General features: G+C 60.0%; 7 protein-coding genes and 1 pseudogene. 5 read left to right on the forward strand and 3 right to left on the reverse strand.

The features are described from left to right. The first annotated feature begins 14 nt into the window (after positions 1–14). Positions 15–1,376, forward strand: coding sequence for a hemolysin family protein (locus GUV69_RS06050; protein ID WP_164200619.1), 1,362 nt, complete (start codon positions 15–17; stop codon positions 1,374–1,376). Continuing rightward, a complete protein-coding gene (locus tag GUV69_RS06055; RefSeq protein WP_164200621.1) occupies positions 1,369–2,409 on the forward strand; it encodes a hemolysin family protein in 1,041 nt (346 codons plus the stop codon). The genes GUV69_RS06050 and GUV69_RS06055 overlap by 8 nt, the downstream gene beginning before the upstream one ends. Positions 2,410–2,498: 89 nt before the next feature. On the opposite strand, the pseudogene GUV69_RS06060 reads toward GUV69_RS06055, so the two are convergent. Further along, positions 2,499–2,673, reverse strand: a pseudogene (locus tag GUV69_RS06060) (CsbD family protein). Between the two features lie 310 nt (positions 2,674–2,983). Between GUV69_RS06060 and GUV69_RS22975 the strand changes: the two are divergent. The 3 genes from GUV69_RS22975 to GUV69_RS06075 all read left to right on the forward strand — a co-directional run bounded on the left by GUV69_RS22975 (position 2,984) and on the right by GUV69_RS06075 (position 5,391). Continuing rightward, on the forward strand, positions 2,984–3,178 hold the full coding sequence (locus GUV69_RS22975) for a hypothetical protein (protein ID WP_208786603.1): 195 nt from the start codon (positions 2,984–2,986) through the stop codon (positions 3,176–3,178). 723 nt (positions 3,179–3,901) lie between these two features. Further along, positions 3,902–4,588, forward strand: a complete 687-nt coding sequence (locus GUV69_RS06070; protein ID WP_164198700.1) for a hypothetical protein — start codon at positions 3,902–3,904, stop codon at positions 4,586–4,588. Beyond that, positions 4,588–5,391, forward strand: a complete 804-nt coding sequence (locus GUV69_RS06075; RefSeq protein ID WP_164200623.1) for a hypothetical protein — start codon at positions 4,588–4,590, stop codon at positions 5,389–5,391. The genes GUV69_RS06070 and GUV69_RS06075 overlap by 1 nt, the downstream gene beginning before the upstream one ends. Before the next feature lie 1,238 nt (positions 5,392–6,629). Here GUV69_RS06075 and GUV69_RS06080 read toward each other — a convergent pair. Both GUV69_RS06080 and GUV69_RS06085 read right to left on the reverse strand, forming a co-directional pair. Continuing rightward, positions 6,630–8,480 carry a hypothetical protein gene (locus GUV69_RS06080; protein WP_164200625.1) on the reverse strand — a complete coding sequence of 617 codons (1,851 nt, stop codon included), beginning with the start codon at positions 8,478–8,480 and terminating at the stop codon, positions 6,630–6,632. A gap of 668 nt (positions 8,481–9,148) precedes the next feature. Continuing rightward, positions 9,149–10,969, reverse strand: a complete 1,821-nt coding sequence (locus GUV69_RS06085; protein WP_164200627.1) for an ATP-dependent nuclease — start codon at positions 10,967–10,969, stop codon at positions 9,149–9,151. Positions 10,970–11,291: the final 322 nt, after the last annotated feature.

The raw sequence follows: 11,291 nt of genomic DNA on the forward strand, positions 1-11,291 counted from the left end.
AGAGGGGCGCCCTAATGAATGAATGGATCATGCTAGGTATCGGCCTTGTCCTCACGGTCGGCACCGGATTCTTTGTTGCCTCCGAGTTCGCGCTGGTCAATCTTGACCGCAACGATCTCGAAGCCCGGCAGGCCCGTGGTGAGAAGCGTCTCACGCCCACCATCAAAGCCCTGAAGATCACCTCGACGCACCTGTCCGGTGCACAGCTGGGCATCACACTGACCACGCTGCTCACCGGTTACACCTTTGAGCCGGCGATCAGCTCCATGCTGAGTGGTCCACTGCAGGCCGCCGGGCTTCCCGAAGCCGTTGTCCCGGGGCTCGGCGCCGTCATTGCCATCTTCATCGCGACAATTTTTTCGATGGTGATCGGTGAGCTGGTGCCCAAGAACTTCGCTTTGGCACTGCCGCTGGCCACAGCCAAAGTGGTGGTCCCGTTCCAGACCGTTTTCACCACGGTGTTCAAACCCGTGATCCTGCTGTTCAACAACATCGCCAACAACATCATCCGCTCCTTCGGGATCGAGCCGAAGGAAGAACTCTCCGGTGCCCGCAGTGCCGAGGAACTCAGCTCCCTTGTGCGCCGATCCGCCCTGGAGGGCGTCCTGGACCTGGATCACGCAAACTTGCTGCACCGGACATTGCGGTTCTCCGATCACTCCGCCGCCGACGTCATGACCCCCCGCGTCCGGATGACCGCCGTCAACACCGGGAACACGGCAGAGGAAATTGTCGCCCTCGCCACCACCACCGGGTACTCCCGGTTTCCCGTCATCGGTCGGGACCGCGACGACGTGCTCGGCGTCCTGCACGTGAAGCAGGCCTTCGCCGTGGCACTAGAGGAACGCGCCAGCGTGACCGCTTCCGAGTTGATGATCGACGCTCTGCAGGTACCTGAGTCCATGGGTGTTGACTCTCTTCTGGTCCTGTTGCGGAAGCAAGGGCTGCAGGTTGCCATCGTCTCCGATGAGCACGGCGGAACCGCCGGGATCGTCACCCTTGAGGATCTGGTCGAAGAAATCGTCGGCGAGCTCGAGGACGAGCATGACCGTGCCCGGACCGGTGTAGTCAGGACCGGACGGTCCATCACCTTTGATGCGTCGCTGCGGCCAGATGAACTGCTGGACCGGACCGGGATCACAGTACCTGACGGTGAGGAGTACGACACCCTGGCTGGTTTCGTCACGGACCAGCTGGACCGCATCCCCGAACTAGGGGACGAGGTTGGTATTGACGGCGGGACGCTCCGCGTCGAGCGCGTCCTGGGCACGCACGTGGAGCGGATCCAGTTCACCCCGGACGCGTCGGAGGACGTACCCAGGAGCCGGCATGACCGAATTATTGATGACCTGACGCAGGAGCTGACCCATGAGTGAATACCTTCCCGGCATTATCTGGCTGGTGGTGCTCCTGGTGGTCAACGCGTTCTTCGTCGGCGCCGAGTTCGCTGTAATCTCGGCTCGCCGTTCCCAGATCGAGCCTAAAGCCGAAGCCGGCAGCAAAGCTGCGACAACAACGCTCTGGGCCATGGAGCACGCGACGCTGATGTTGGCGACCAGCCAGCTGGGCATCACCGTCTGCTCCCTGGTGATCCTGAATGTCTCCGAACCGGCCATCCACCACCTGCTGGAGATCCCGCTCGGCCTGACCTCCCTCTCCGGAGAAGCGATCGGCATCATCGCGTTCGTTGTTGCGTTGCTGCTGGTTACCTTCCTGCACGTGGTCATCGGCGAGATGGTGCCCAAGAACATCTCGTTCTCTGTTCCCACACGCGCGGCGCTCATTCTTGCGCCGCCCCTGGTAGTAGTCGCCCGGATCTTCAAGCCGGTGATCTGGACGCTGAACGGCGTCGCCAACTCGGTCCTGCGCCTGTTCAAGGTGCAACCGAAGGATGAGGCCACCAGTGCCTACACGCTGGACGAGGTGGCGAACATCGTGGAGCAGTCCACGCGGGACGGGATGCTGACGGACACCAGCGGCACCCTCACCGCGGCGTTCGAATTCACCGGCAAGACCGTAGCCGATGTTGAGGTGCCGATCAGTGAAATGGTGCTCCTGCCTGCCACGGCGACGCCCGCGGACATCCAGCGGGCGGTGGCGGAACACGGTTACTCCCGGTACATCCTCACGGATGGGGACGGCGATCCGTCCGGCTACCTCCACCTGAAGGACGTTATGGACCTGACCACGGCCGAGAAGTTCACCCAACCCGTGCCGGCAAAACGAATCCGCCGCCTCGCGTCAGCGTTCAGCGGCAGTGAGCTTGAGGATGCGCTGGCCACGATGCGCCGCGCCGGCGCCCACGTGGCCCGGGTCTTCGACGCCCACGGAAACACCACCGGCGTGCTGTTCCTCGAGGACATCATCGAAGAACTCGTCGGCGAAGTGCAGGACGCCACGAGCACATAGAACGGCCAGCCGGTTTACGCCAGCGAAAAGAATAGACATGGAAGGGCGTCGCTCCCATGAGATGGCGCCCTTCGTGCTGATCGGGGGAATCAGTCCTTCTTGAAAGCGTCTTTGACTTTCTCGCCGGCCTGCTTCAGGTACGATGGCCTGATCGGTTTTGCCCTCAGCCGTCAGGCTCTCATCACCGGTCGCCTTCCCGGCGGCTTCCTTGCCCTTGCCGCCCAGCTTCTCGGCGGCGTTTTCGATCTTGTCATCCAAGCCCATGGTGTTTCTCCCTACGGTCTGTCTGCCGGCAGGTCACGTTTTCATCCTAACCACCAGCCCGGCCCGACTCCCGGACCTTCCGAAAGACAGAGGCACACCGCTAACCGCGGCGGATATGATCGGAGTCACGGCCAGCCCCTTAGAGTCCTGGGCCCGATCCTGGAACTGATGACCTGGGTCGGGTTTGTGCCTGGCGTGCCGCTACTTCTTGTCGGCAAGCTCGCTGCGACCGGCTGCGTCGTGGCCAGACACCGCAGGTGGCCGATCTGCCGGACGTGCCCCGACCCGGGGCGTAGTTGAGGCACCCCCGGTGGGTCCGTTCCGGACCTTCCAGGTCCCAGTCCGGAACATCGCCGCCCTCACCGGGCTGGACCTGGATCAACTCACCGCGGTGGACCGGATGCCGATCACGTCCGAACTGCCGACTGCCCAGGTGACCGCCACCTGGAGGGAGCTTATCTCCCCCGAATGCCTGGACCTGGACTTCGACCTGAACGGTGACTAGCTCGGAATGCGCGCCTAAAGGCGTAGCGATCCCTGAGCCACTCTTGGGGTACAACCATGAGCGAGCACTCTCGTCCACATCGGTTCTTGGGCCAGTCCATTTGCAGCTTGAGGCGCTGGTGGAAGTACTGGCCCCGGTCGCCAGTTACCTCCCCAATAAGGCCATTCTGACTCGAAATGCCCGCAGGGTGCCGCCGGGACATTTTCTGGTGAGACGCGTATCCGAGACGCAGGGCCCCTGCTCTTCCGCCCACCAGGCCGACACCCTTGGACTCTGAAACGCTGTCCTGAAAGCTGTTGTTTTTCAAGATGCGAGGCCGCCGAACTAAGAATTGTGCTTGCTGACGCGCCTCGCCCTAATCGGCTCCGGCCTACGCCCGCTCACCCGTCTCATAACTAAGGATGAGTACTCGATTTTGCCAAGAGGTTATGAGACATAGATACGAGAATCGCCCCGGCCATCGCGTGTCCAAGATTCCGCAGAAAATTTGTGACTGTGCAGGTCAGACAAGTATTCGCTCGTTGCGACGTCTCGTTTGCCAAGGGTTGCGAGACTGCCAAGTAGTTCGACCTTCACGGGGCGAGAAATAGGCGGGTCATACGGGCTTTCCCGACACTAGCCTCCTCACAGGCATAATTCACAGGTTTCGCCCTTCCCACAACCGCCCGGCACCCGTGTGTGAGCGTCTAGACCCGCGCTGCCAGACAGGTGTACTTTTCAGCTGTGGAAGGCTTCACGAACCCTTCGGACTCCGACCGCGAGTTTCAAGAGCTCCGCAGACGGGCATACGGCCCGGATCAAGACATAAGTGTCGACCCTCCGGCCCTAGCGAGATTGCGCGAACTTGAGGCCGCGAACCTCGATGTCAATTCTCTGCCGATTGCCCCGGCGAGCAAGAGTGCGGCAGATTCGGAGGCCCCGCCCTTCGCTGCCTCGATAGAACATCCGGTGCCAAAGTGGCTTCGGCTTGGCCCGGTCGTTGGCGCACTGGTCCTCGCGGGAGGGATCGTTACGACGACCCTGCTGTTATCCGAGCCGCGTCCTGATGCCACTCTTCATCCGAGCGGGGCCGCCGTCGATAACCGTCTCCCCGGACTGCTGCTTAGGGGAGCACCCCTGTTGAAGATCGAGGCTTCAACCCTCCGCGGATACGGGTCGTATCTCGGTCTCGAGATCTATTCCGGGGTAAACGCGTTCGACTCGCCGTGTCTCGTGGCACTGCACCGGGCGAGCGGTAATCTCTCGGACGTTCGCTGTGCTCCGGCTCCAGCAGATCTCATGATGGACGTCGCCTCATCTCGGGATGGGTTTGAAGGATTCGAAGGACGCGCCGGCGACGGCATCATCCGATTCGTACTTCGTGACGACACGGTGGATGCTTACGTCTACCTCATCCCGGAGGCGGGCTGATGGACCCATCCTCACCCCGGTCCGACGCTCAGCGGGAGCTGGACGAGCTCCGCAGGAGGGCATACGGTCCGCATCCGGATATCCAGTCCGACCCTGCAGCACAGGTAAGACTGGCGGAACTGGAGGCGGCACGCAGCGCGGGTCCCCGCGCCCTCACCGACACCGACGTCAGAACACCCGCTGCAGCCCCGGATTCCGGTTCAGTTGCTCCCCCCACCAGGACCAGGTTCATTGACGAAGTGCCGGACCCGGCAACCAGTATTGCGCCCGTGGCGGAGTCCAGGATTGGATCGATGTGGTCGACTTGGCGTCGTTTCACGGCGACACGAGTACGCCGTTACTCATTTATAGCCGGCGTGCTGGCAGTCTTGCTTGCCGCTGTGTTCACCGTGGCATCGATCCTCAGGCCGCATCCCGATGCCACATTGCATCCGATCGCAGACGAGGCTGACAGCGACGTTCTCACAATGCTGGAATTCCTCTCAACGCTGGAATTCCCTTGGGGGGAAGCTGCCGGCCAATCCAGCTTCCGCGGATATCAACAGTATCGGGGATTCGAACCCTGGTTCTTCGTGGACGGAAGGGGCTACCGGTGCTTCATGCTCATCGATCGTTCCGGTCCTTTTGTAGACGGCGCCAATTGTGTGCCGCCCGGGGTCGATCTTTTTGCAGACGTCGGCGGGCAAACCCATTCGGGTGATGATGCCGTGATGGGCCTCCCGAAGGGGAGCGTCGTCCGGTTCCACTACCGCGGCGACTCCGTAGACGTCTTCCTCTACCCCGCATCGTCGGAGGCAGAATGAGGCCCTGGCCCGGAGAGACGGGCCGCCAGCTCAAATGCCCTGAACGGAAGAGCGCCCAAAATCTCCGAAGATCAGACCGGTTATCGCACCGTTTCCCGCGACTGGTGTGACCGACCCCGCGGTTCCGAAGGTTCCGGATTCCCACTAGATCGCCCGAAATATTGCCCGGTGATGGTGCCATAATGTCAGTTTCAGAAGTCGTCTCTCACGAATGTCAGATGTCGTCTGCACAACCCGTTCCTCGTCCTAAGGGCATCCCCAGCTGACATGATGAGAAGCGTGGCTGCTTCCCGTCCCGGTCCTCAGGTGCGCCTTGAGGGTACCGTCGTCGTTCTTCGCGAGCTGATCGAGAATGACCTCCCGGCTCTATTCACAGCTATCGGAAGACAACCGGGCAGCAGGCGAGAGCTGGCCTGGCCGCCTCTTACACGCGAGGAGGGGCATCCGAAGGCGACATATAGGCTGCTGAAGCAAGGCCATTCATCGGAGCAAACAACCCCGAATCGCAGTCACGTTGCTATCCATGAATCACTTTCCAGGCACCATGATCGAAAGTTTTATGGCCCGACCTGACATCGGACTCAAGTCCTCAGGCCGTCCAATAAAGCAGACGTAAGTGTGGACACTGTCCACACCCTATTTGGCAGGACAAACTTCGGCAGGACTCTCGCGGGCAAGCCTAAGACCGCCTTTCAGGGGGCGTCCTGTAGCGACATCGCCGAAGTCATGTAGTCCCCGCTCCCCCGGCCCATGAATAGGTGTACGCCACCACCGGCCTACTCAACATAACCGGAACGAGGAAACGCAAGTATCCACTCACAGCAGGCGGAAGGCCCACCAGCCAGGGTCTTGAACCCGCCACCCCACACACCTGAATAGGCTCCGCGGCGGCCAGGCCACAGCCCGCACACCTAGCGTCAGAGGGACGCCGCCACAAGCTTTGTACACACGTTAAAGCAAAACCGCCTCTGACGAGGGAAAACACTGTGCCCGAGGTGGGACTCGAACTGCATTCCAGCCCGTGCAAACGCTGGGAAGTCCGGAAAACGTACCGAATCCGAGCCAAACCTGCCGATGTATGAAGCAGTCCGAAGCTAAAAGTGTTGACACTGTCAACACTTCCTTTTTGCCCACTTCCTGCCCCATCAAAACGACTGCCGCGGCCTCGATGGAGGCGCCGCAGTTTTGTCATGCTCTCAAAGCACTTACCGGCCCGATGCAGTACGACGCCACGTAGCTCATTCGGCTAGCTCGTAGCCTGCGCGCCGCGCGAGCTCATCAAGGGCAGGATTCGGCTGCCATGGTTCGTCGTTGAACACGAAAATGTTGAAGGTCTCAGTGGAATCCCAAACGCCAATAGCCGCCAGGTAGTCGAGACGTAGGGCGTGTTTCCGCAATCGCAGACGCGAGCTCGCCTCCCGGATGGCATTGTCCCGGGTGACGCCCCGAGCGAAGCTGAGGAACAGTATGCCCCGACGCTTGCCTGGTCCCGCGATGCCGAAGCCGACAAACTTTGTGTGCATCTTTCTGTCCATACGGCTCTCCCGACGCAATGTGAGGAGTAGATCCCCAATTTCTCGCCGGAGTGGTCCGTCGAGGTCGAGAAGGTCAATGCTGGCTGAAAGCCAACCGTAGGGGCGATGTTCGCTGAGCGAGTCAAGGAGGGCCGCCATGCCCGCCGGGATCGGCTGTTGGGGCTTCTCGGCTGCAATTGCCCTATCTCCACGAGAGTACTCGTACCAGGCGTCAAGCCTGTCCGTCTGGCTCGGCAGCATAGTGATCCCGGGCTGTCCAGGTTCGATATAGAGGCCGGTGCTGAGGTACCTCATGAAATAGTCGAGCTCCTCCGAAGCGCGGAATGAGCCGGAAATGTTCATTTCGCGGCGGCGTAGAAGGTAGTGAATGAACTCAGATGGGCGTCCAAGCACCTCTGTGATGATTTCCAGATCATGCTGGTTCACGATCCAGGGCGGGTCATCCTGCCCACTCAACAGTCCGCTCCGGGTTAGTTCCTCGACAACGGTCGAGACTGCGTTTAGGTTGTCGAGCGAGAGGGTGATCGTGAGGACTTCCCTCCCCGGATCGATCGGGATATCGACGTCCTGCACTTGGGAATGCGGCTGCCCTTCAGAGTTCAGGAGCGTGGCCCGCCTAAGACGAAATATCTGCCCGTCGTTTAGGAGTGCGCTCAGTCGCCGTGCCTGCTCGTCCGCGTCCAGGATGATCTTCTTGAGGTCCAGAAACATCCGGCCAGGGTTCCCCCTGAGTGACGCGAGGGAAAGAGGTTTGCTTTTCATCTCAACGATGATTGCGAAGCGATCGATTAACAGCAGTCCATCGCCCTCAAATACCTGTGTTTCATCACGGTCTTGGTAGTAAACCGATTGGTAAGCGATGTCCGGCTTGAGCACTTTGACCAGTTCCGCGAGGCCCTTCGATTCAAGGAGTTCACCGCGATGGTCACTGTACTCAGTTGCTGATCGGCTGCGCTTGAGTGCATTCTCCAGCGCAGGTCGGATCGCATAGAGCAGGGAGGTGGGCTGGATGAGAATCCAGCGCCGTTCGCCGTCTACAATGCGGCTGGCAAAAGGCTTCCTCTTTACGAGGTTGTCACCTGCAAGGTAACCGGACACCAAGTTTTCGAACTGAAGCTCGAGGTCGATAGAGAAATCAGACAGCATCTTCACCAAAAGGGTAGCGTCCATGGTGCTCTCGCCAGCCAACCCGTCAGCTGAGAAAGACCCATAGCCCGCTATCTGCTGGAACACGGCAGCCCGGACGAGGTGGTCGAGAGCTTCGGCATCCCCAAGTCCACTTGCTTCAATGGCTACTCGAACATCCTCGTTTACTGCCAGCTGCTCTTCCAGAAAATTCCTGGCCTCTTCGCCTGAATCGACTAGCTTCCTCTGGAGCCAGCCTGCTGTTGAATCGAAGAGCTCAAGAAGATCCACGACCCCGTAGCCGAGGACTTCGCGGACGGCCAAATCGATTGCAGGCGGCGAGAACAGCTCCAGCAGCAGTGTCCGTTCCTTGTCCATGTACTGCCGGTTGCGTATGTAGAGCTCGGCCGACACGATCGACAGACGCATTCGTGATTCGATACGCGGTGGGACAACATCCGTCGGAGTGTCATGATCATTGCGAGGACCTCATCGGCTTTCTGCAATTCAACATGCAAGCGTATGGCTTCAAGATCCAAAAGGGTCCGTAGCTTTCCATGCAAATCTTCCAGCTCCGGGCCCGCAGTCTGCGTCACATCACCCACAACTCGCGGCTCGCGCTCGGCAAGCAGCAATGCCGCGAGTTCAGTTAGGCTCGGCAACGACTCATGCTGACTTTCAACGTAGGAGTCGATGTCGGGAGGCAGCGACACCAAGTACAGGTTCGCTATGACATCGAACGCATCCAGATGCGCAACTATGCCCCGAAGTTCCGCGGTTGCGCCATCAAGTTGCCGGGTAATGTTCTCAAGTGCTTCCTCCAATGATTCGGACGCTTCATAGAGCCGTACAAGTGCCGTCAACTGTTGTTCGAGAAGACGCATAAACAATGGATCGTCCTCCGAGGAATCTGTCATGGTCCAAGTTTGACTAATTTAGGACCGCGAGAACATCAAGGATCCAGTTTCGGGTGTGACGAAAGCTTCCCGGTGGCTAACGGAAATAACGGGATGAAAGAGCGACACATCCATCGGGGCCATACTCGCAGTTGCGAGTCACCTCGACGCTGGTGTGTGCAGCCGCGCCAACGACAATTTTCAGAGTGGTGACCGCTCGTGATCCTTCATAATCGTGCGAAGCCAGTCATCAAGCGGCTTGACCGCCTGAGGGGCAGTCTTGCGTGTGGCAAGGTGCTCTCTCAGGAGAGCCGACGGCAAGTGAGGCTTAACCTTCCCCGACTTCTTACCCGTGGAGTTCCATCCCTTCGAGCCAAGCCAGGCCGCCAGCTCCTCTTTGCCCGTGACGCCTGATGCGTATCTATCCGACGCCACCTGGTCAACCTCGTTCTCACCCGCCGGTCCAAGCATCTCAGCGAGCTTCTTCTGACCGATCGTGTCGAGCAGCAGGCCTTCAAGATCGGATGCCAGAACGAACGCATCCCACCTTGCAAGGCCGCGATTGAGACGCGCCTGCTGCTCAAGTGCGGCCTTCAAGTTCGATACCGTTTCATCGGCCAAGCCGTGCAAAGCCTGAAGCTCACTCTGGGACGGGGCAGGATCTCTGGCTTTGAGGATCTCCAGCAACACGCGCTTGCCTTGGCCGCCTGGCTTGTGCACGCCGTCTTTGTCAGTGATCACGTAGGCGCGAACGCCGAAGTACTGCGCCAAACCCACGAGGTGCTTGATCGTGTCGATGCCCGACGCTTCGATGACAGCGATACCCATGGCGTAGTGGCCGCCCGCCCCGCCGGTGATGCGAGCGAGGAGATGGTCGATCAGGAGCTTGTCACCATGGCCTTCGACAAGAACAACCGAGTTCGCGAAGACGAGCTCACTATTTGTTGCGTCGCAGTATCTGGTCAGCCGCCCCTCTTCAGCCTCTGTCAGCTCCTGACGACGCGCGGTGTAGTTGGTGCCACCGGAACTGAGTGGAAGCCGTACGATGCGGCGGACCGAGAATGAATCCACCAAGACGGGGCTGTGGGTAGTCACAAGGAGCTGCGCACCAGCTGAGATCTCCCGCAGGATCTTTGCCATCGCCCGCTGCGTCTGCGGATGGAGGAAGGCTTCAGGCTCCTCTATCGCGAACACCACGTTTCCACCCGCCTGCTGGCTCTGAGAGGCCACGTACCGAAGGATCCCGAGCACCATCGCGGACTGGAAGCCGGTACCGCGCTCGGCGATCGAGACCTCAACCTCGTCCCGGCTGGTGATCACAGCTTCCTGGAGCATCCCTCGAAGAGCATGCCTTGAGTCAGGCAAATTAATACCAAGCTCACGCTCCCTAAACGGAAGCTCCGTCGCCACGGCGACGACGGACTCGCTGAGGACCTTGTGCACGAGGTCCTCAACTGGTTTGATCGCGTCCTCGAACTCCTTCTGCAGCTGAGTCTTGCGCGAGCCACCCGATCTCACGAGCACGCCCTCAAGCGTCTCGTACAGCCTGACCAGCGACTGGTCGTTCTCACCCTGCCCGGATTCGCTCACGCGGACGGACGGGATCTTCACGAAGCTGAACGATTGCAGTACCGCTTTATAGAGCTCACTCGCGCGTGCTGACTTGCGACTCGCTTCATACGTGATATTCCCGCCCCGTGAGCATGAGATCTTGATCCAGAAAGTGCCGTTCTTGAGGACCGCGTCGGCGAACAGCTCCGCCTCAGCATCGGCAAGTCCCCCGAAGTGCACCATAACGCTGGACATCATCCTGGGGCCTCCCTGCACGTAGTACTCGTGCAATGGCTTCAACCGCAGAAGATCCGACCCGGTCGGGTTGGCGAAGAAGGTCTCCAGCACACGGAGCAGCGACGACTTCCCGGCATTGTTCGGACCGGCAATCAGCTGGAGCTGCGGATCCAGCTCAATGCTCAGCTTCTCGAACCCAAGCAGCCGCTCTACGTCAACGCGATCTATGTGCACGCGGGTCAGTCTATAGGCGTGGCGGCCCGAGGAACGGGATCGACGTCACCTGCACGGCCGAGACAAGCTCACGCGTCCATTCAGCTGTTGGCCCGCAGCATCGGGGCGGACTCCAATAGACACTCACCGAGCCATCAACGGGCTCTCTCAGGCAGGCAGATTCCACGCCAGCGATGACCTCTCACCACATGCCTAATATGAGCAGAGACCCCGCTGGCACTGAACGTGACCTTCGCTAGCTTCCATTCGAGGTGCAAGGTGGTTCCCTGGCTTTGTTTTCATCGTCGAGAAGTGGAAATTACACCCGCAGTGCAAGCCTGTC

The sequence above is a fragment of the [Micrococcus luteus] ATCC 49442 genome, assembly GCF_010367585.1.
Lineage (GTDB): Bacteria > Actinomycetota > Actinomycetes > Actinomycetales > Micrococcaceae > Arthrobacter > Arthrobacter luteus_A.